This is a genomic window from Armatimonadota bacterium (assembly GCA_031432545.1).
In the GTDB taxonomy this organism is placed as follows: Bacteria; Sysuimicrobiota; Sysuimicrobiia; order Sysuimicrobiales; family Sysuimicrobiaceae; genus Caldifonticola; species Caldifonticola tengchongensis.
In genome coordinates this window covers 446,902-467,803 of sequence record JAVKGX010000001.1, presented here as the reverse complement: position 1 = coordinate 467,803, position 20,902 = coordinate 446,902, and the positions used below count along the sequence as shown (strand labels likewise).

The following is a 20,902-nucleotide window of genomic DNA, read 5'->3' as shown; positions in this document are numbered from 1 at the left end:
GTCGCGCATACCCAAAACAAAAGCCCCCCAATTCCTCGGAGGGCTCCACCTCGCCCTTATCTCTCGGAATTGCGTTCCGCGGGAGTTGGCACCTTGCCGCGCCAGCGCGGCGCCGCAGGTTGCCGGGGGTCGTCGGGCCCGTCCCTCGCCCACTCTGGATAAGGTCGCTATTCGATTGTTGACACCGAACGTAGCATCTGCCCCACCGCGTGTCAAGCGCACGACGGCCGCGGCGCGGTACGATAGGAGCCGTGCAGCCGGTGATCGTCGAGATCGGGCCGCTCGCCATCCGCTGGTACGGATTGATGATGGCGCTGTCGATCCTCACAGGCATCTGGCTGTCACAACGGATGGGCCCGCGCCTCGGCGTCCCATCCGATCTCGTCGACCGCATCGCCGTCCCCCTCATCGTCTGGCTGTTCGTCGGGGCGCGGCTGGGGTACGTCCTGTCGCATCCCGGGCCATACGTCGCCGACCCCCTCGAGATCCTCCGCGTGGACCGGGGCGGCCTCTCCTCGCACGGAGCGATCGCGGCGGGACTGCTGTACCTGTGGCGGGTGGGTCGGCAAAGTGGGATGTCGCCGTGGACGCTGGCGGACATGTGCGCGACGTGGATCCCCGCGGCCAATGTCTTCGTGCGCTTCGGCAACCTGATGAACGGCGAACTGTACGGGGATCCCACCTCTCTGCCCTGGGGTCTGCTCTTCCCGGGCGTGCCCGGCGGACCGCGCCACCCGCTGCAGCTGTACGAGATGGTGACGTCGGCGGTTTTGTTCTTCGTGGTACAGCACTGGGTGGGCGTGCGCCGCTTTTCCGGTCAAATCTTCTGGCAGACGATCGTGTGGATGTCCGTCGTCCGCTTCCTGCTGGACCTGCTGCGTTCCGAAGAGCGCACCGTCGGCTTTCTGGCGCTGGGGCAGATCGCGGCGCTTGCGCTGATCGCCGTCGGCGCGTGGTTCCTGTGGAGGGGGCGCCACCAACTATAATCGAAGTGTGAGCGGCGTGATCCGGCCGGCCAAAGACGTCCCCCCGCGCCCGGTGGAGCGGGCCGACGGTGCGGTGATGCGGGTCCTCATCGGACCCGACGACCACGCACCCCACTTCGTCACGCGGAAGTTCACGATCCAGCCAGGCGGCCGCATCCCCAAGCACCGCCATCCGACGATCGAGCACGAGCAGTACGTCCTCTCCGGTCGGATGCGCCTGGGGATCGGCGGCGAGGTGCGCGAGGTGTCCGCGGGTGACGCGGTGTTCATCCCTGCCGGGACCCCGCACTGGTACGAGAACCACGGCACCGAGCCAGTCGAGTTCCTCTGCGTGGTGCCGCGCACGCCCAGCTACCCGACGGAGTGGCTGGAGTAGCTACGCCCGGACTTCCTGCCGCTGGAAGACGACGTAGCTGGCCGCGAACAGCAGGATCACCGCGGAGACCAGCGCCACCAGCTGCGGCCAGGCGATCAACAGACTCTGGACAAGCGGCAGCGGCGTGCCGAGGATCGCGCCCTCCAGTTGCGTGATCAGCACAGGCCCCAGGGCGCGCACCGCGGGGTTCAACAGCGCCAGCACCGACTCGGCGTACAGTGTGTTGGGCGACAGGCGGGACAGCCACAGGCGGATCTGTACCTGCGCCAGTTCGTCGGCCGTGCCCGCGAACTCCACGGGCCGCACGATCTGGGCCACCAGCTGGGCGAGCATGTCCCAGAACACCGCGAACAGCATCCACACCGCGATCGCGGTGAGCGCCGACGTCGCGGTCTGCCGGAACACGGTGGACAGCAGCATCGCCAGCGCGAGCCACACCCCCGCGTAGGCGAGCGTGGCCAGCAGGAACAGCAGCCCGCGGGCCACCTCCTCCCCGCCCGGCGGGACACCCAGGATGAACAACCCCATCCCCGTCACGACCAACCACAGCCCCGCCAGCGTGATCCCCAGCGTGAACAGCGCGCCCAAGAACTTGCCCAGCAGCAGCGCGTCGCGGTAGATCGGCTGCGACAGCACGCGGCTGAGCGTTCGGCGGTTGTACTCACCGTTGATCGCGTCAAAGCCCATCGCGATGGCGGCCAGGGGAACCAAAAAGCTCAAGAACCCGAGGAACGACGGCAGGGGTTCGCGCGCGGTCGTGAACAGGCGCAAGAACAAAAACGGGTCTTCGCCCACCGTCTGTCGGATGCTCTGGCTGGCGGCGTACACCGTCCCGACAGCGGTCAGCAGCATCAACGTCTCGAGGATCTGCATCCGGGCGCTGGACAGGTGGTCGGCCATCTCCTTGTAGACGACCGCCCACAGGCCGGTCCACGGAGATCCCTCCCGTCTGGCCGGGGCAGCCTGCGAGACGGGTTGGGCGTCGACCGTCACGCCTGGACCTCCTGCGCGTGCCCGGCGGCCTCGTGACGCTGGGCGAAGTACCGCGCGTAGACCTCGTCCAGCCCCGGCCGCTCCAGCGCGAGCCCGAGCAGGCTGCCGCGGTGCACCACGCGCCGGGCGATCTCGGGACGGCAGTCCGAGCGCGCCTCGACGTGCAGCACACCGTCGCCGTCGGGGTAGACGCGCACCACGTCGGGGATCGAGGACAGCGCCGGGACGAGGTCGTCGCCGCGCGCTTCGACTCGGATTCGGTACGAACCGCCCAGCACACGCTCGGCCAGCTCGTCCACGCGGCCCTCGAGGACCATGCGCCCCTGGTGAAACAGCCCGACCCGGTCGCAAACTGCCTGCACCTGGTGCAGCAGGTGCGACGCCAGCAGGACAACCATCCCGTCGCTGCGCAACGCGCGGATCATGTGCAAAAACTCCAGTGCCGCCTCGGGATCCAGCCCCAGCGTCGGTTCGTCGAGGATCGCGCCGCGCGGCCGTTTCAGCAGCACGTCCGCGAGCCCGAGCCGCTGCTTCATCCCGCGCGAGAACGTGCCGACCTTGCGGTGGGCGACGTCGGCCAGCCCCATGCGGTCGAGCACCTCGTCGATCCGGCCGGCCGCTTCGGCCGACGACAGTCCGTTGAGGGTGGCGGTGTAGCGCAGGTTCTCCCAAGCGGTCATCTCGTCGTAGAAGCCGACGGAGTCCGGTAGGTACCCGACGATCCGCTTCACGCGCAAAGGCTCGCGGCGGGGATCGTGGCCGAAGACGCGGGCCGAACCCGCCGTCGGCTCGGTGAGACCCAACAGCATCAGGATCGTCGTGGTCTTGCCCGATCCGTTGGGACCGAGCAGCCCGAAGACCTCGCCGGGCCGCAGCGACAGGTTGAGATCTTCGACGGCGGTGATGTCCCCGTAGCGTTTGGTCAGGCCTTCGGTCTGGATGGCGATGTCCATGGGTCCCTGTGGGCCGTGATCCTAAAGGTTACCGCCGCCCATAGCGCGCGACCGCCTGCCCGACGACCAGCAACGCGGCGGCGATGAGCACGACGCCGACGATCCCCCAGACCGTCCGGGTGAGGACCGTGATGCGGAAGTCGGCGGACGCCGAAGCCTCGCCCCCGCTGGCCGTGATCGTCACCATGTAGTCGCCGGAGATCGCGCGGGGCGACGGCCGCATCCGCGCGGTGACCTCCACCTCCTGGCGCGGCGCGACCTCGTCGATCCTCTCCGGATCGAACCTCACGTCCCATCCCGACGGTGCCGACGACGTCAGGGTCAGGTTGCGGACCGGCGCGCTGCCGTTGTTCCTCACGATGATCTTCAGCGGCGTCTCCTGGCCGGCGTACGCCCGCCCGGACAGCCGGCCCTCCGGTGCGGTGATCTGCAGGTCCGGCCGCCCGGTCACCTCAGCCGCCAGCCGTACCGAGGCCAGCGTATCGCCGGCCGATGCCCGCACCTCGATGTGGTAGGTGTTGGCCGGCGTCTCCTGTGGCATGCTCACCTCGACGTCGATGTCCCGCGACTCACCGGCCCGGACCGGCACACTCGTGACCTGCTGGCCCAGCGCCGTGAACGTCACCTGAAACCGCTGCGGGGCCTGCGCGCTCAACTGGACGAGAAGGTCCTGGTCGGACTCGTTGCGCATCTGGACGCGATAGCGGAACGTCGCCGTCGCCGGCCCGCGCACCGCGGGCTGTTCGGCCTCCAGCGCGAGCCTCACCGGCAACACCTGACCCAGCGTGAGCCGCAGCGGCAACTCCGCGCTCGCCTGCTGGCCGGTGGCCACCACCCGGAACGTGTGTGTCCCCGTGCGCAGCCCCGAGGGGGGATCCAGCCGCAGCGTCACCGAGGCTTCCTGGTCCGGGAGCACGTACACCGCGCTGACCACCCGACCTCCAGCCAAAAACGTCGCGCGCCAGCCGGGCGCGAGCGCGGCCATCCGCAGGCTGACCACCTGCGGGGGCAGGCCGAAGTTGCGCACCGTCAGGTTGATCACGACCGGCTCGCCTCCCCGCACGGTCTGCGACGGATAGGGGGTCGAAATCGCCAGCCCGCGGAACGCAGGCGCCCCCGCCACCCCCGCGGTACCCACGAGCACCATCCCCACGGCCAGGGCCGTGGCCAGAAGTCGCATCTTGCTCCACCTCCGTTGGTGATGGGACCAGGCCCAGCGAAGCGATCCGTACGCAGCAATTCTAGCGGTGATCCCGGTGGCGGTGCATCACCCCTCGCCGTCGTCGGACCCCAAGACGCGGATGTGCACGACCGCGCCGTTCGCTACGGACTGTTTCGGTGACCAGCGCGCCGATCCCTCCGCGGGCCAGCGCGCAACACCCGGTGGGCCGACCGTCGGCCGGGGGAGGACCTGTAGGGAATCCGCCCGGTGCCCGCGAAGAAATGCTCCCATGAGCGCAAGCCAGCCCGTGCCGCAGACACCGGCGCCGCCCGCGCAGGAGCCGGAGCCGATGACGTTCGGCCTCGTCGGCGCGTACGACGAGCCGATCCTCGCGGAGTTCGCCGGCGGATTGCGCAGGGTCTTCGAACGCCACGGACACCGCTACGAAGAAGGGCCCGAGGCCGATTGGCGGCTGGTGTTCCACTTCGTGGACCCGCAGCGGCCGCGCGCGTTCCGCCGCAAGGCCAAGGCGACGTTCGTCGTCGCGGTCGCCCTGGCCCCCCAACCACCGACAGACGTGTTGCGGGCCGCCTACCCGCTGCTGGTGCGTTCGCTCGCCAACCTGTGCATCTACCTCGTGCGCGGCGACGAAGGGCTGCGCGTGTACTTCGTCACGCTTGAGCAGGGGCATTTCCCCATAGACGGCGGACGCGGCGACGAGCGGTTCGAGCGGATCTACGAGAAGCTCCAGCCGCTGGCCTCCAGCCAGCTCGTGATCGACAACGAGTTTCACCCCGACCTGCCCGAGGACCTGTGGGAGGGGGACGATCGGACGCGCGAACTCGCCGCCGCCGGACGACGGCTGGATGCACTCGGGCTGTTGCCGGCGCCGTTCCCCATCCACGAGCTGCTGGAAGAGCGCGACCTCAGGCACATCGAGCTGCTGTACGGCATCGGCGGTCTGAGCTACGGGAACCTCAGCACGCGCAAGGACACCGGCCGGTTCTGGATGAGCGCCAGCGGTGTCGACAAGGCCAACATGCGGGTCATCGGGCGTGACATCCTGCTCGTGAAGGGCTACGACCCGCAACGCCAGGTGATCCTCCTCAGCGTCCCGCCCCACGTCAAGCCCCGGCGCGTGTCCGTCGACGCCATCGAGCACTGGATGATCTACGCCGAGCACCCCTCCGTGCATGCGATCGTGCACGTGCACGCGTGGATGGAGGGCGTACGGTCGACGACGGTCAACTACCCGTGCGGGACGTTGCAGCTCGCACAGGCCGTCGCCGAACTCGTCCGCCGGGCGCCCGACCCCGGCCGGGCGGTCGTCGGGCTCAAGAACCACGGCCTGACGATCACCGGCCCCACGCTCTCGGACATCCTCGATCGCCTGGAGGCGGGGTTCATCCGGCAGGTACCGATGACCTGAAGCCCCGTCGGGTCGTCTCGTGCGCGCGCTCGTCTTCCACCCCACGATCCCGCGCTACCTGGCCGCGAAGGCGCTGGGAGCGGTCTACCGGGACGGCTACTGGAGCCGCCTGTCGCCCCTCGCATACCGTCAGACGCCGGAGCCGCCGCTGCCACGTCCGGACTGGGTGCGCGTGCGCGTGCGCCTGGGCGGCATCTGCGGCAGCGACCTCCACATGCTCCACCTGGACGCGAGTCCCGCCGCGTCGGCTCTGACGTCGTTCCCGTTCGTCCCGGGCCACGAGAACGTGGGCGAGATCGCAGAGACAGGACCCGCGGTCTCGGGTTTGCGCCCTGGCGAACGTGTCGTCGTCGACCCCATCCTGCCGTGCGCCGTCCGCGGGATCTCGCCGCCGTGCAGGTTCTGTGCGGCCGGCGAGTACAACCTATGCGAACGCACGACCGACGGCCACCTCAGCCCCGGGCTGATCATCGGCGCCTGTCGCGACACCGGCGGCAGCTGGGCCGAGACGTTCGTCGCGCACCGTTCCCAGGTGCTGCCGGTGCCCGACGCGATCTGCGACGCCAACGCCCTGATGGTGGAGCCCTGCGCGGTGGCCTTGCATCCGCTGCTGCGGCACCGACCCCACGACGGCGACACGGTGCTCGTCGTGGGCGGCGGTACGATCGGGCAGTGCGTGATCGCTTCGCTGCGGGCGCTGGGTTCGCGCGCGCGTGTGATCGCCCTCGTGAAGTACCCGTTCCAGGGCGAGGCGGCCCGGCGCTTCGGTGCCGACGCCGTCGTGGCACTCGGACGCCGGGACGAGCACTACGACGCGATCGCCGAACTCACCGGCGCGCGGCTGCGCCGACCGTTGATGGGCAAGCGCGTCGTCATCGGAGGGGCGGACCTGACCGTGGAATGCGTCGGGTCGGGTCGGGCCCTCGACGACGCGCTAAGGCTGACGCGCTCGGGTGGCCGCGTCGTTCTGCTCGGCCTGGCCGCCCTCCCGCGCGGCGTCGACTGGACGCCGGTCTGGCTGAACGAGTTGCACCTGACCGGCAGCTACGTCTACGGCTGGGAGTCGGTGGACGGCACGCGCAGGCGGACGATGGAGATCGTGCTGGACTGGATGGGCCGCGGCACCCTCGACGTTTCGTCGCTGGTGACGCACACGTTTGCCCTACGGGACTTCGCACGGGCCTTCCGCACCGCCACCGGCAAATCCGACACCTCCGCCTTCAAGGTCGCGTTCAGGCCCGACTGACCGCCGGCGTCAGCACTTCGATGGCCGCGGCCTGCAGGGAGAACGTGGCCGGTGTGCGGCCGATCGGTTCGCCGTCGGCGTGGACCGGCTGAGGGGGGTCGGTCGTCACGGTGACGCTGCGAGCCCGCGCGGTCGCGACCTTGGGATGAGTGAGGTGTCCGCCGGAGTAGATACGCGGCAGCAGGGCGAAGACCTCGGTCTTGTGGATGTCGCCGATCGTCACGACGTCCAGCCAGCCGTCGTCCGGCCGGGCGTGCGGGCAGATGCGCAGCCCGCCTCCGTAGGCGGCGTTGTTGCCCACGGCCGCCATGAACACCCTGCCCTCGAGGGGTGCGCCGTCCAGTTCGAGCCGCATCCACACCGGGTTGAAGACGGCCAGCGTCCGGAAAATGCCGACCACGTACATGACGGTGCCGCCGAACAGCTTCCAGCGGCTGTTGACCCACTCGGCGACGGTGGCGTCGAAGCCCACGCCCGCGACGTTGATGAAGTAGCGGTCTCCCACGCGCCCCAGGTCGATCCGCCGGCGTTGCCCGGCGAGCAGCGTCCGCGTCGCCTCCTCGACCTTCGCGGGGATCCCCAGGCAGGTGGCGAAGTCGTTTGCGGTCCCCATCGGGACGACGCCCACGGGGACGGGTGCGGCGCCGTCTTCGAGCAGCCCGTTGACGACTTCGTTGGCCGTGCCGTCGCCGCCGACGGCCACGACGACGTCGCAGCGGTTGCGCGCCGCCGCCGCCAGGTCGGTGGCGTGCCCCGGCCTCTCGGAGACGTGCTCCGCGACGGCCCAGCCTGCCTGATGGAGCCGTTCGCGGACCGCAGGCCACCACCGCAGCGTTCTGCCGCGGCCAGCCACGGGGTTGATGATGGCGGTCGCTCTGGTCTCGGGCACCGATATTCACTTTTCGCACCGCGTGGGAAATCCTCTTCGGACCGGGACGTCCTGGGCCGAGGGCAGCGGTCTGCTCGGCGCTAACCGAACCTGTACTGGATCCCGAACCCGCCCCGCGGCAACCGCCAGTCGATCACGCGATACGGACAGCCGGTCAAGCACGTGGTGCACTCGACGCAGTTTTCGTGGTAGATCACGATCCGGCCCTGCTGGGCGTTCCACTCGTAGACCTTGGCCGGACAGAAGGTCGTGCAGGGCCGCTTCCACTCGTCTCCGCATCGGTCCCGGCAGATGGTGCGGTCGGTGATGTCGATGTGGCTGTGCCGGTCGTGCTTCCACCGCAGCGTGAAGAGCTTGTCCTCGACCTTTGTCGGCTGTTCGGCAAAGTGCTCCGTCATCGCGCGGAGACCTCCGTATCTACCGGATGGCCTTCCAGGTCTGGTAGATGTCCTGCAACATCTGCCAGGGACGCCGGTGCCGCGTGATCGTCTTCCAGATCCGGCGCTGCTTCTCCCGCTTGGGGATCCCGTCGACCGTCAGCATCTCGTGGGCGGCGAGGTTCGCCAGCTCCGGGTAGATCTGGAACAGATCCGGCCGGCGGTCGGCGAGGTCCGGGAGGTGGCGGTACTTCTTGAGGTCTTGCAGCACGAACGACTCCGCCAGCCGGGTCTCGTACAGGCCGAGGGTGCGCGCGCTGAAGTCGCCCCGCGCCTTCGCCTCGATCACGGTCTCCCCCGCCATGCGCCCGGCGGCGATCGCCAGGTTGCTGCCCTCGCGGTGCAGTCCGTTGATCATCATCGCGGCATCCCCCGCGATCAGGACGCCGTCCCCGTACAACCGGGGCATGGCGTCGTAGCCGCCCTCGGGGATCGCGTGCGCCGAATACTCCAGGGTCTCCCCCCCGGCGATCAGGGGTCGGACGAGCGGGTGGCGCTTCATCTGTTCGAGCAGGTCGTAGGGTGTGCGGCGTGTCTTCATCAAATGGGAGACCAGCACGCCTACGCCCACGGACAGGGATTCCCGGTTGGTGTAGACGAACCCGTACCCGGACATGCCCTGGGTCGGCGCGCCGTAGATCTCGATCGTCGCCCCCTGGCCGCTCTCGAGGTTGAAGCGGGCCTCGATGACCTCGGGGGGTAGGCCGATGACCTCCTTGACACCCAGCGCCAGGTGGTGCGGCTCGATGGGGCGGTCCTGCAGGCGGGCGCGCTGAGCCAAGAAGGAGTTGACGCCGTCGCAGATCACCACCGCGTCGGCGTACAGTTCGCCTTCTTCGCGTCCGGTGCGCACCCCGACCACGCGTCCGTCGCGCCAGATGACGTCCTCGACGGTCGTCGCCGGCACGAGGAAGGCGCCGGCCTCCTCGGCCCTCGCAGCGAACCAGCGATCCCACCGGGCCCGCAGGACCGTGAACGCGTTCGGGCAACCGTCGGCGTGGTGGGCCATCTGGGGGCTCTTGTGGCCGATGCTCACCGCACCGTCGTCGGTCGCCAGCCACACCCGCTCCTCGACGATCACGCGCTCGACCGGAGGATCCTGCGCCCAGAACTCCGGCACGACGTCGGCGACCATGCGCCCGTACATCACGCCGCCCATCACATTCTTGGCGCCCGGGTATTCGCCCCGCTCAATCAGCACGACGCTGAGCCCCGCCCGTGCCATCGTCGCCGCCGCGGCCGCCCCCGCGGGTCCGGCGCCCACCACGATCGCATCGAACTTCTCTGCTTCGGCCATCGGTCACCTCGCCAAGCCGGCCGTCGGTGCCTCACCGGCCGCCGAAGACGGTCGTGAGCTGCACCGCCCAGGCGGTCATCGGCCCCGGCAGCACGCCGAGCAGCACGACTGCCCCCGCCGCCAACGCCACACCCGCCGCCGTCCAACTGCCGCGGAGGGTGCGGACCGTCGCACGCGCCTCGCCGGTGTAGGCGGCGTAGGCTGCGCGCAGGTAGTAGCCGACGGAGACGACGCTCGTCACCACGCCGACGATCGCCAGCCACATGTATCCCGCGTCGATCGCGGCCGCGAACAGGTAGAACTTCGCAAGGAACCCGGCCGTGGGCGGCAGCCCGGTGAGCGACGCCATGAACAGTGCGAAGGCGGCGGCCAGTGCCGGGGCGCGGTCGCCCAGGCCGTGCAGGTCTGCGATCTCGTCGGCTTCGGCGCCGGCCCGCTCGAGCAGCAGCAGCACGCCAAACGCGCCCAGCTGCATGAAGGTGTAGACGAGAAGGTAGTAGACAGCGGCCCACCCGCCGTCGGGCGTGCCGGAGGCGACGCCGATCAGCACGTAGCCGGCGTGCGCGACACTGGAGTAGGCCAGCATGCGCTTGACGCTGGTCTGGCGCAGCGCGGCCAGGTTAGCGACGGCCATCGTCGCCGCCGCGATCGCCGCTGTCAGCGGCTGCCACAGGTCGGCCAGCGCCGGCAGCGAAAGCGGGAGCACTCGCAGCATCGCGGCCACCGCCCCCACCTTGGCGACGACGGACATGTAGGCGGCTGCCGGCATGGGGGATCCCTCGTAGACGTCCGGCGCCCAGACGTGAAACGGCACCGCCGCCACCTTGAAGGCGAGCCCGACCAGCACGAGCCCCAGCCCCAGCGACAGCATCCACCCCGGGGCGACATCCGCCAGGGCGATCAGATCCGTCGTACCCGCCGCGCCGTAGATCATGGCCAGCCCGTAGAGGAACAGCGCCGCGGCGAACGATCCGAGCAGGAAATACTTCAGTCCCGCCTCCTGCGACCGACGCTGGGGGCGCGCGAAGGCCGCCAGGATGTACAGCGGGACGGACAGGATCTCCACGGCGACGAACAGCATCAACAGATCCCGCGTCGCCGCCATCAGCATCGCGCCCAGCGCCGCAAACAGCGCCAGCGCGTAGTACTCCCCGCGTTCCAGTCCTGTCCGGACCAGGTAGTCGCGAGCCAGCAGGACCGCCAGGGCCGCGGCGACCAGGATCACGGTCTGTGCGAGGTCGGCCAGGCCGTCGCGGAGGTACATGCCACCGAACACCACGACGGCTTCCTGCCGCACCGCGCCGATCGCCACCCCGGCCGCGCCCAGCCCGACCAGGCAGAGCCACACCAACGCCACCCGGCTGCGCGCGCCGCGCAGCGGCAGGTCGGCGAACAGCACGACGATCGCCGTGCCGGCGACGATCAACTCCGGGAGCAGCGGCCGCAACTCGATCATGGGGACCCGTCCGACGACATGGAACGCGTCGTCGCCTCGACCCGTTCCAACACGCCCGCCGCCGCCGGCTCGCTGACGTTGAGCAACGGTGCCGGGTACAGCCCGATCCAAAGGATCGCGGCGACGAGGACCACCAGGGCGAGGGTTTCCCCCCATCGCAGGGTCACGAACCGAGCGGCCTCCACGCGCACCGGACCGAAGTAGATCTTCTGCACCATCCACAGCAGGTAGACGGCCGACAACACCACACCCACTGCCGCCACCGCCGCGAACCGCCAGTCAGCCCGCAGCGCCCCCAGCAGGATCAAAAACTCGCCGACGAACCCGGCGGTGCCCGGCAGGGCCGCCGACGAGAAGACCACGATCAACGACAGCGCGGCAAACGTCGGCATGACCTTGGCCACCCCGCCATAGCCCTCCATGCTCCGGGTGTGAGCGCGTTCGTAGAGGATGCCGACGATCAAAAACAGCGCGCCGGTGGACAGGCCGTGGTTGACCATCTGGAGCAAAGCGCCCTGCAGGCCCTGCAGCGTGAACACAAACGTGCCCAGGACCACGAACCCCAGGTGGCTCACCGACGAGTAGGCAACCAGCCGCTTGACGTCCGCCTGCGCGAAGGCGACGGCGGCCCCGTAGACGATGCCCACGAGTCCCAGCGCCACCATCCACGGCGCCGCCGCCTCCGCAGCCTCGGGGAACAGCGGCAGGCAGAACCGCACCAGACCATAGGTACCCATCTTCAGCAGCACGCCGGCGAGGATCACCGACCCCGCCGTCGGCGCTTCGGTGTGCGCGTCTGGCAGCCAGGTGTGCAGTGGGAACACCGGCACCTTGATCGCGAAGGCGAGCGCGAACGCGGCGAACAGCAGCGGCTGGCGCGCACTCGGCACGCCCAGCTCGTACAGCCGCACCAGGTCGAAGGTACCCGTTTCCCGATACAGACCGATGATCGCCAGCAGCATGAAGACGCTGCCGGCCATCGTGAACAGGAAGAACTTGATCGCCGCGTACGAGCGGCGCTCGGCGCCCCAGATCCCGATCAGAAAGTACATCGGGATGAGGACCGCTTCCCAGAAGACGTAAAACAAGACGAGGTCCAGCGCCAGAAACGTCCCGAGGATCGCGCCCTCCAGCAACAGAAGCAGGGCCAAATACTCCTTGAGCCTGTGGCGCACGGCGTCCCACGTCCCCACCAGCGCGGCGAAAAACAGCAGTGCCGTCAGCAGGACCAACAACAACGAGATGCCGTCGATGCCCAGGTGGTACCCGATCCCCAGGGCCGGGATCCATGGGGCGCGCTCGACGAAGGCGAAACCGGCTGCGCCGGTCGGAAACCGCGAGAACACCGCGCCAGCGACCAGCAGCGTCGCGAACACGAACACCAACGCCGTCCCGCGCAGCACCCCTTCCCGGCGCGGCATCAGCGCCACGACGCACGCCCCGGCGACGGGCAGGAAGACGAGAAGGCTGAGCACCGGCACGTTCATCGCAGCAACCAATACCCGGCGACGACGAGTGCACCGATCAGGATGCCGGCGGCGTACTGGCGAACGTATCCGGTCTGCCAGGTCCGGATCGCCGCACCGGCCCGCGAAGCCGCCGCACCGATCCCGTTCGCGATGCCGTCGATCCACACGGGATCGGCCACCTCCGCCAAAAACCGCGCGAGCCGCCGGGCCGGACGGACGAGGACGGCCTCGTAGGCCTCCTCAACCATCCACTGCCGCGCGAGCAGGACACCCACCGCCCCGAACTCAGCGATCCGCCTTCCCCGGAAGACCGCCCAGCCCGCGGCGACCCCGGCCAGCGCAGCGGCCACGGAGAGCGCGATCAGCGCCGCCTCGCTCAGTCCGCCGCGTGGGGTCGCGTGGGGGATGCCGGTCACGAACAGCGGCTCGAGGTAACGGTCGAACGGCGCGCCGACGAACTTCGCACCCAAAAGGCCACCGACCGCCGACAAGCCGGCGAGGACGACCATCGGCCACGCCATGGACGGCGGCGCCTCGTGGGGATGGGCGCGTGGGTCAAAGGGGTGGCCGCCGAACGCCAGCACCGTCGCGCGGGTGATGTAGAAGGCGGTGACCAGCGCGGTGACCACGCCCACCAGCCACAGCCCGACGAACCCGTGCTCGTAGGCGGCGGCGAGGATGTGGTCCTTGCTCCAGAAGCCCGCCAGCGGGGGGATGCCGGCCAGCGCCAGCGCGCCGATCGAAAAGCCCGCGAACGTCAGCGGCATGGCGCGGGCCAAACCTCCCAGGCGCCGGACGTCGACGAGGCCGTGCATCGCGTGCATCACGCTGCCGGCAGCCAAAAACAGCAGCGCCTTGAAGAACGCGTGGGTGGTCAGGTGGAACATCCCGGCGGTCGCCGCCCCCACGCCGAGCGCGAGGAACATGTATCCGAGCTGGCTGATCGTCGAGTAGGCGAGCACGCGCTTGAGGTCGTTTTGCGCCACAGCCACGGTGGCGGCGAACAGGGCGGTGGCGGCTCCGATGACGGCGACGACGTTCGCCAGCACCCAGTCCGCCGCGGCGAACAGCGGCCACAGCCGCGCGATCATGTACACGCCCGCGGTGACCATCGTGGCCGCGTGGATCAGCGCGGAGACGGGGGTCGGCCCTTCCATCGCGTCCGGCAGCCAGACATACAGCGGCAGCTGCGCGGACTTCCCGGTCGCGCCCGCGAACAGCAGCAGCGCGATCGGTGTGAGCAGGGCGTGTCGTTCGGGCGGCAGATCCGCCTGCGCCGTCTGCGCGGCCCGCCCGACCTCCTCGAAGTCCAGCGTGCCGAGCGTGGCGAACAGCAGGCAGATGCCCAGCAAAAAGGCCGCATCGCCGATCCGGTTTACGACGAACGCCTTCCGACCTGCCGCGGCGGCCGCCTCGCGTTCGAACCAGAAACCGATCAACAGATACGAGCACAGGCCGACCAGCTCCCAGCCCACGAACAGCACGAGCACGTTCGCCGCCAGCACCAACAGCAACATCGAAGCGGTGAACAGATTCAGGTAGGTGAAGTACCGGCTGTAAGCGGGGTCCCCGGCCATGTAGCCGACCGAGTAGACGTGGATCAAAAACCCCACGCCCGCGACGACCACCACCATCAGCGCTGAGAGGCGATCCAGCTGCAGCGCCGCCGCGACTCGCAGGTCGCCGGCGGGGATCCACTCGAACAGCCAGACCTTGACGACGGCCTGCTCGGGCATCCCCGCCAGCTGGCGCAGCCCGATGACGCCGAGCGCGAACGCACCCAGCACGGACAGGCACGCGACGGCGGAGACCGCACGGTGTCCCAGACGGCCACCGACGAGCCCGTTGACCACGCAGCCCGCCAGCGGAAGCCCCACGATCCAGGGAATGTAGGTCATGGTCCGGTCGGCCGCGCCGCCTACCCTCTCAGCAGATCGATCTCGTCCACGTCCACGGTGTCGCGGCTGCGGAAGATGTCGACGATGATCGCCAATCCGACGACGACCTCGACCGCCGCGACCACCAGCACGAAGAACACGATGAGCTGCCCGCCCATGTGCGCGTGCAGACGGGCGAACGCCACCAGCGCCAGGTTGACGGCGTTGAGCATCAGCTCGATCGACATGAACAGCACCAGGGCGGTGCGCCGGATGAGCACCCCGACCGTCCCTAGCGCGAACAGCACAGCGCTCACCAGCACGTAGGCGGCGACCGGGACCGTCACGGCTCCCCTCGCTCTCCGTCGGATCGGCGCGCCGGAGCCTTGCCGAGCACGACGCCGGCGACGATGCCGATGAGCAGGAGGATCCCCGCCGCCTCGAACGGCAGGACGAAGCGCGTGAACAACTCCCGGCCCACCGCCTCGGTGGTGCCGAATCCCTCCGGGGGGCTCGCCGCGACCGCACCACCGAGGTCGCGCAGCACGGCGATGGAGATGGCCGCCACCAGCAGCACCCCGAAGACCGCCGCCGGGATCGCCAGCGGCCCGGCCCGCGCAGGTCGCTGCTGCTCCGGGGAACGAGCGTGCAGCAGCATGATGACGAACAGGAACAACACGACGATCGCGCCCGCGTAGAGGATGACCTGCAGCACGGCGACGAACTCCGCGGCCAGCGTCAGGTACAGCGCCGCCAGGGAGCCGAGCACGAGCAGCAGCGCCAGCGCGCTGTGGACGGGCTGACGCGCGGCGATGACGCCCACGCCGCCGGCGATTGACAGCGCCGATGCGATCGTGAACAACAGGACTTCCATTCTCCCCCTCTTGCCCGCACGCAGAAGTCGCGAGCGGGGTTTCGGCCCGACCGGGCGCTGGCGCCACGGCCACGGGAGGCGACGCGCCTCCCCGCTACACCTCTCGCGCGGGATCCCGGCCCGAGGCGCCGGGATACGGCTCCTGCAGCATCTCCTTGGTGTAGATGAGCGCCTCGCGGCTGTAGTCGGCGAGTTCGAATTCGTGCCCCAGCACGATGGCGCCGGTCGGGCACGCCTCCTCACAGAACCCGCAGAAGATGCAGCGCAGCATGTTGATCTGGAACTCCTCGGCGTACCGCTCGCCCTTGCTGACGCGCCGCTGCGGCGTGTTCTCCGCCGCCTTGACGTAGATCGCTTGCGACGGGCAGACGATCACGCACAGCTCGCAGCCCACACAGCGCTCGTCCCCGTCGGGGTACAGCGTCAGCCAGTGTCGGCCCTTGAACCGCTGGGGGACCGTGGGACGCTCTTCCGGATACTGGATCGTCACGGGGCGGCGGAACAGGTAGCGGAAGGTGACCGCCATCCCCTTGAGGATGGCGGTCGTCTCGACGAGCGCGCGCTGCCAGCCGTTCCGATTCGCCATGCTCCGCTCCGCCGCTAGACCACGAACAACGCCGTCACGACCACGTTTCCCAGCGCGACCGGGATGAGGATCTTCCAACCCAGCCCCATCAACTGATCATAACGTACGCGCGGGACGGTGGCCCGGATCCAGATGAAGACCATCACGAAGACCGTGACCTTGATCGCGAACCAGACGATGCCGGGCAACCATGGGCCCATCCAGCCCCCGAAGAACAGCGTGGCGGCCAAAGCACTCTGGGTGATGATCGCCAGGTACTCGGCGATGTAAAACATGCCGAATTTGAAGCCGCCGTACTCCGTCTGGTATCCGGCGATCAGCTCCTGCTCGGCCTCGGGGAGGTCGAACGGTGCCCGGTTCGTCTCGGCCAGCGCCGACAGGAAGAAGATCACGAACGCCACCGGCTGGCGGACGACGAACCACCCCTCCTGCTGGGCTTCCACGATCCGCACCAGACTCAGGCTGCCTGCCGCCAGCACGACGCCGACCACCGCCAGGGCCAGGCTCAGCTCGTAGGAGATCACCTGCGCGCTGCTGCGCAGACCGCCCAGCAGGGAGTACTTGCTGTTGGACGACCATCCGCCCAAGATCAGCCCGTAGACGCCGACCGAAGACGCCCCCAGCACCAGCAGGATGCCGACGTTGGGGTCGGCGACGTAGGGGGTGACCCGGTAGCCGAACACCTCAAACGGCGGCCCGAAGGGAATCACCGCGTACACGAACAGCGCGGTGACGGTGATCAGGACCGGCGACAGCAGGTAGACCAAACGGTCTGCGCCCTGCGGGACGAAGCTCTCCTTGGTGAGCAGCTTGATGCCATCGGCCAGGGGTTGGAGGAGTCCAGCCGGGCCGACGCGGTTGGGACCGTACCGCACCTGGAAGCGTCCCAGCAGTTTGCGCTCCAGCAGCACCGTATACGCGGTGGCCGTGAGCAACACGAAGGCCAGCAGGGCGCTCTTGACCGCCGCCTCCACGACGACGGCGATCATGCCTGCCTCGTTCGCTGCAGGACCCGCACCGACGCGCGCACGACCCGTCCGGCCAGACGCCACTCGGCTGCGGGCACCTCCTCGAACCCCAGCGGCACCAGGACGTGGCCGGGGAGCACGTCGGGCGCGATGTGCGCCGTCAGGCGAGCGGCCTGCCCGTCCACCGCCAGCTCGACCTCGTCCCCGCTCAAGACGCCCACACGCCCGGCGTCGTCCGGATGTAGCGTCGCTCGCGGCGCACCGGCCAGGTCCGGCAGGCCGCGGCAGCGCGAGGCCATCGTCCCCCGGCGGAACAGGGGCGTCCACGGCACGACAACGAGCCCCTCTCCCGGAGGCAGGGGATCGCCGGGAGCGGCGGAGGGGGCCTCCACCCGCGCCGGGCGGCGGGGCAGCGGATACGGCTCGCCCTCGGCGAGCCCGGGGATCACCTGCTGCATCTCCTCCCAGATCTCACCGACCGTCGCGTAGGCGAGGGGAAACCCCAGGCGATCGGCCAGCGCCTGAATGATCGTCAGGTCGGCCCACGCGCCCGAGGGCCCCACCGTCGCCTGCTGGATCCGCTGCGGCCGCGCCTCGATGTTTCCCGCAGTCCCGCCCTTCTCCGCGAAGGTCAGCGCCGGCAGCACGACGTCCGCCTGCTGCGCGGTGTCGGTCCAGAACAGGTCGGTCACCACGAGCAGGCCCAAGCGGTGGCGGGCGCGCCGCCACAGGTCGCGGTCGGGGAAGTCGCGCGCCAAATCCGCCCCGGCGAGGTACAGAACCGAGATCCCGCCTTGCGCAGCCGCATCCAGCATCTGCGGGGTGCCCAACCCGGGCCGCTCCGGCACAGCGATCCCCCACGTCCCCTGCACCCGTCGGCGGGCGTCGGGGTCGTCGAGGGCGCTCAACCCGGGCAGACAGTCGGGGACCATCCCGGCGACGGCGGCCGCCGCCGCGCTGCCCCGTCCGCGCATCAACGACAGGGTCCCGCCGCTGACGGCGCGCAGCGTGTTGACCGCCTCCAGCACTCCGGTTGCGACCGGGCCTTCCAGCGCCATCCGACCGACCAGGAACACGGCCTCCCCGCCCGCCGCCAGGGCGGCTGCGACCGACTCCAGGACCGGGCGGGGCACGCCCGAGCCCGCGGCCGTCGCGTCGACGTCGACTGCGTCCAGCGCATGCGTGGCAGCCTCGCCCTTGCGTTCGGCGCACAGCCTGACCAGTGCCCACACCAGCCGGTCCTCCCATCCGTAGTTGTGAAGGATCGCCGGAGAACAGTAGGGGGAGATCTCCAGCCGCTTCGGGGCGAGCGCGACGATGCGCCCGCCCCGGTCTGCGGCGCGTTTGGCACGCAGCCACACCACCGGGTACTCCTCGCTGAGGTCGCATCCCACCAGCACGATCACTGAGGCGCGGTCGATCCGGTCGATCGCGCCCTCCATGCCCCAGGCCCAGTCCCGGGTCGGCGGTGCGTACAGGGTATCGCAGCGGGAGTCGAGGTTGTTGCTGCCCAGGCTGCGGAACAGGCGGCTCAGCAGATACGACTCCTCCAGTGTCAGCCGCTCTCCGCCGACCGCCCCGATCGTCTGGGGCGCGGCGCCGCGCAGGTGCGAGGCCACCACGTCGAGCGCTTCGGCCCACGTCGCCTCGCGCAACCCGGCGCCGTCCCGGACGTAGGGGCTGCGCAGGCGGTCGGGGCGGTTGATGTAGTCGTAGCCGAAGAAACCGACGTCGCACATCCAGACGTCGTTGATCGCCGTATTCTCGCGGGCGCGCGTGCGGACGACCTCGCCACCGCGGACGTCCAGCGTCATCGCGCAGCCCACCCCGCAGTGGTTGCAGACGCTGGGCACCGCGCGGTTGTTCCAGGGCCGGGAGCGGAAGCGGTACACGCCGCTGGTCAGCGCGCCGACCGGGCAGATCGCAATCGTGTTGCCGATGAACTTGCTGGGACGTTCCATCGTGATGGGTGGCACGTCGATGTGCGTCAGGTATCCCCGCTCATGTCCCTTGAGGGCATGGTCTCCGGCGATGATCTCCCCGAACCGCGTGCAGCGCCAGCACATGATGCAGCGCTCGCGGTCCAGCGTCAGCACCGGGCTGAGGGGGACGGACTTGGGAAAGTGCCGTTTGGGTTCGACGAAGCGCGAGATGCCGGGACCGTACTTGAAGGTGTTGTCCTGCAGGGGGCACTCTCCGCCCTTGTCGCAGATCGGGCAGTCGAGGGGGTGATTGATGAGCAAAAACTCCAGGATCGCCTGCCGCGCTTCGACGACGTCGGGCGACTCGGTGTGCACGACCATGCCGTCCTGGGCCTCCAGCGTACATGCGGTCTGCAGGCGCGCCATGCCGTCCACCCGGACGAAGCACATCCGGCACGCGCCCAATGGCGGCATCCGGTCGTGGTAGCAGAAGATCGGGATCTCGATCCCCAGCCGCTCGGCGGCGTGGTAGACGGTGGTCCCCTTGGGCACCGTCACCTTCTGCCCGTCGATCGTCAGTGTGACCGTGGATGGTCTCTCGCTCATATCAGGATGGCTCCCGCGGGATCGAGCCCGCCGACGCGCGCAACGCCTCAGCGCTCTGCGACCGCCGACCGCGCAGCACGTCGTTCATCCACCCGGCGCGGGGACGCTCTCCACGATCCGCACGGGCATCTCGACGGGCTCCCGCGCCCTGCGGATGTACGCCTCGAACTCCTCGCGAAAGTACTCCAGACCGGCGTTGAGGCTGGGCGGCACGCTCTCGCCCAGTGGGCACAGACACGTACCGGTCATGTGCTTCGACAGACTGCGCAGCAGGTCCAGGTCTTCCATGCGGCCCCGCCCGTGCAGGATCCGGTCGAGGATTTGTGTCACCCACACCGTTCCCTCGCGGCAGGGCGTGCACTTTCCGCACGACTCCTCCCGGTAGAACTCGCAGACGCGCGCGATCACGCGCACCATGTCGGTCGTCTCGTCCATCACGATCACCGCCGCCGACCCCAGCATCGAGCCGACCTTGGCCAGCGACTCGTGGTCGAGGCGCACGTCCAGGTGCTCGGCCACGAGCGGCTTGCTGGACGAGCCACCCGGATAGCAAGCCTTGAAGCGGCGGCCGTCCCGCATCCCACCGGCGCGTTCGATCAGCTCCCGCAGCGTGATCCCCAAGGGCGCCTCGACGACACCCGGCCGGTTCACGTGGCCGCTGACGGAGTACAGCTGTGGGGGCCCCTGCTGCAGCCACCAGTCCGGACCCTCCCGGACGATCCACGGCACGCAACACAGCGTCTCGACGTTGTTGAGGACGGTCGGCTTGTTGTACAGGCCCATCACCGCGGGAAAGTAGGGAGGCTTCAGGCGCGGCATCGCCCGCTGCCCTTCAAGCGACTCGAGCAGGGCGGTCTCCTCCCCAGCGATGTAGGCGCCGGCCCCGCGGTGCAGCACGATGTCGCAGGCGAAGCCCGACCCCAGGATGTCCTGGCCCAAAAAACCCCTCTCGTACGCCTGCGCGATCGCCCGCTCCAGCTTGCGGGCGCCCAGGTAGAACTCGCGCCGCAGGTAGATGAACGCCTGCCGGATGCCCACCGCGTAGCAGGTGAGGATCATGCCCTCTATGAGAAGGTGCGGGTCGCCTTCGATGAGGGTCCGGTCTTTGAAGGTCCCGGGCTCTCCCTCGTCGGCGTTGACGACCAGGTACTTCACGGGGGCCTCCGCCGGTACGAACCGCCACTTGCGACCGGTCGGGAAGCCCGCGCCGCCGCGGCCGCGCAGCTGCGACCGCTCCACCATCTGGACGATCTGTTCGGGCGTGTGCTCCCGCAGCGCGCGCCGCAGCGCCTCGTAGCCGCCGTTGCGCATGTAGGTCGCGATGTCGTCCTGATCGGCGACATCGACGTGGCGGAGGAGGACGCGCTCGGACATGG

The 20,902-nt window shown here is 69.5% G+C and carries 19 protein-coding genes and 1 riboswitch; of the genes, 4 read left to right on the top strand and 15 right to left on the bottom strand.

From position 1 onward, the window contains the following. Positions 1 to 53 precede the first annotated feature (53 nt). Positions 54 to 165: riboswitch (SAM riboswitch) on the bottom strand. A 95-nt stretch (positions 166 to 260) separates the two neighbouring features. Both lgt and QN163_02390 read left to right on the top strand, forming a co-directional pair. Beyond that, the gene (lgt, locus tag QN163_02395; GenBank protein MDR5682866.1) at positions 261 to 986 is read left to right on the top strand and encodes a prolipoprotein diacylglyceryl transferase; all 726 of its coding nucleotides are present in this window, start codon (positions 261 to 263) and stop codon (positions 984 to 986) included. A 7-nt stretch (positions 987 to 993) separates the two neighbouring features. Continuing rightward, positions 994 to 1,362, top strand: coding sequence for a cupin domain-containing protein (locus tag QN163_02390; protein ID MDR5682865.1), 369 nt, complete (start codon positions 994 to 996; stop codon positions 1,360 to 1,362). Here QN163_02390 and QN163_02385 read toward each other — a convergent pair whose 3' ends face one another. The 3 genes from QN163_02385 to QN163_02375 are packed head-to-tail and all read right to left on the bottom strand — an operon-like array spanning position 1,363 to position 4,488. After that, on the bottom strand, positions 1,363 to 2,355 hold the full coding sequence (locus QN163_02385; protein MDR5682864.1) for an ABC transporter permease: 993 nt from the start codon (positions 2,353 to 2,355) through the stop codon (positions 1,363 to 1,365). Beyond that, a complete protein-coding gene (locus tag QN163_02380; GenBank protein MDR5682863.1) occupies positions 2,352 to 3,308 on the bottom strand; it encodes an ATP-binding cassette domain-containing protein in 957 nt (318 codons plus the stop codon). Before QN163_02380 ends, QN163_02385 begins: the two co-directional genes overlap by 4 nt. 28 nt (positions 3,309 to 3,336) lie before the next feature. Beyond that, the gene (locus QN163_02375; GenBank protein MDR5682862.1) at positions 3,337 to 4,488 is read right to left on the bottom strand and encodes an NEW3 domain-containing protein; all 1,152 of its coding nucleotides are present in this window, start codon (positions 4,486 to 4,488) and stop codon (positions 3,337 to 3,339) included. A 271-nt stretch (positions 4,489 to 4,759) separates the two neighbouring features. Here QN163_02375 and QN163_02370 point away from each other — a divergent pair, with 271 nt between their 5' ends. Then, complete coding sequence (locus QN163_02370; protein ID MDR5682861.1) at positions 4,760 to 5,899, top strand: class II aldolase/adducin family protein; 1,140 nt, start codon at positions 4,760 to 4,762, stop codon at positions 5,897 to 5,899. 19 nt (positions 5,900 to 5,918) lie between these two features. Next, a complete protein-coding gene (locus QN163_02365; protein MDR5682860.1) occupies positions 5,919 to 7,145 on the top strand; it encodes an alcohol dehydrogenase catalytic domain-containing protein in 1,227 nt (408 codons plus the stop codon). On the opposite strand, the gene QN163_02360 is transcribed toward QN163_02365, so the two are convergent. From QN163_02360 to nuoF, 12 genes are all read right to left on the bottom strand, one after another. Beyond that, positions 7,132 to 8,034, bottom strand: coding sequence for a diacylglycerol kinase family lipid kinase (locus QN163_02360; GenBank protein ID MDR5682859.1), 903 nt, complete (start codon positions 8,032 to 8,034; stop codon positions 7,132 to 7,134). The genes QN163_02365 and QN163_02360 overlap by 14 nt on opposite strands. An 80-nt stretch (positions 8,035 to 8,114) precedes the next feature. Next, a complete protein-coding gene (locus QN163_02355) occupies positions 8,115 to 8,432 on the bottom strand; it encodes a 4Fe-4S dicluster domain-containing protein (GenBank protein ID MDR5682858.1) in 318 nt (105 codons plus the stop codon). A gap of 19 nt (positions 8,433 to 8,451) precedes the next feature. After that, the gene (locus tag QN163_02350) at positions 8,452 to 9,768 is read right to left on the bottom strand and encodes an FAD-dependent oxidoreductase (protein ID MDR5682857.1); all 1,317 of its coding nucleotides are present in this window, start codon (positions 9,766 to 9,768) and stop codon (positions 8,452 to 8,454) included. A 31-nt stretch (positions 9,769 to 9,799) separates the two neighbouring features. Then, entirely contained in the window at positions 9,800 to 11,224 is a 1,425-nt protein-coding gene (locus tag QN163_02345) for an NADH-quinone oxidoreductase subunit N (protein MDR5682856.1), read from the bottom strand. Further along, positions 11,221 to 12,711 (bottom strand): NADH-quinone oxidoreductase subunit M, encoded by a 1,491-nt coding sequence (locus tag QN163_02340; GenBank protein MDR5682855.1) that lies wholly within the window; start codon positions 12,709 to 12,711, stop codon positions 11,221 to 11,223. The genes QN163_02345 and QN163_02340 overlap by 4 nt, the downstream gene beginning before the upstream one ends. Next, on the bottom strand, positions 12,708 to 14,591 hold the full coding sequence (nuoL, locus tag QN163_02335; protein MDR5682854.1) for an NADH-quinone oxidoreductase subunit L: 1,884 nt from the start codon (positions 14,589 to 14,591) through the stop codon (positions 12,708 to 12,710). The genes QN163_02340 and nuoL overlap by 4 nt, the downstream gene beginning before the upstream one ends. Before the next feature lie 20 nt (positions 14,592 to 14,611). Further along, on the bottom strand, positions 14,612 to 14,917 hold the full coding sequence (gene nuoK / locus QN163_02330; GenBank protein ID MDR5682853.1) for an NADH-quinone oxidoreductase subunit NuoK: 306 nt from the start codon (positions 14,915 to 14,917) through the stop codon (positions 14,612 to 14,614). Further along, a complete protein-coding gene (locus QN163_02325) occupies positions 14,914 to 15,444 on the bottom strand; it encodes an NADH-quinone oxidoreductase subunit J (protein ID MDR5682852.1) in 531 nt (176 codons plus the stop codon). Before QN163_02325 ends, nuoK begins: the two co-directional genes overlap by 4 nt. Before the next feature lie 94 nt (positions 15,445 to 15,538). Further along, positions 15,539 to 16,030, bottom strand: coding sequence for an NADH-quinone oxidoreductase subunit NuoI (gene nuoI, locus QN163_02320; protein ID MDR5682851.1), 492 nt, complete (start codon positions 16,028 to 16,030; stop codon positions 15,539 to 15,541). A gap of 14 nt (positions 16,031 to 16,044) precedes the next feature. Then, complete coding sequence (gene nuoH, locus QN163_02315) at positions 16,045 to 17,019, bottom strand: NADH-quinone oxidoreductase subunit NuoH (GenBank protein ID MDR5682850.1); 975 nt, start codon at positions 17,017 to 17,019, stop codon at positions 16,045 to 16,047. Continuing rightward, positions 17,016 to 19,526: an NADH-quinone oxidoreductase subunit NuoG gene (gene nuoG, locus QN163_02310; protein ID MDR5682849.1), complete on the bottom strand. Its 2,511-nt coding sequence runs from the start codon at positions 19,524 to 19,526 to the stop codon at positions 17,016 to 17,018. The genes nuoH and nuoG overlap by 4 nt, the downstream gene beginning before the upstream one ends. A gap of 84 nt (positions 19,527 to 19,610) precedes the next feature. Then, positions 19,611 to 20,900 (bottom strand): NADH-quinone oxidoreductase subunit NuoF, encoded by a 1,290-nt coding sequence (gene nuoF, locus QN163_02305; GenBank protein MDR5682848.1) that lies wholly within the window; start codon positions 20,898 to 20,900, stop codon positions 19,611 to 19,613. Positions 20,901 to 20,902 lie beyond the last annotated feature (2 nt).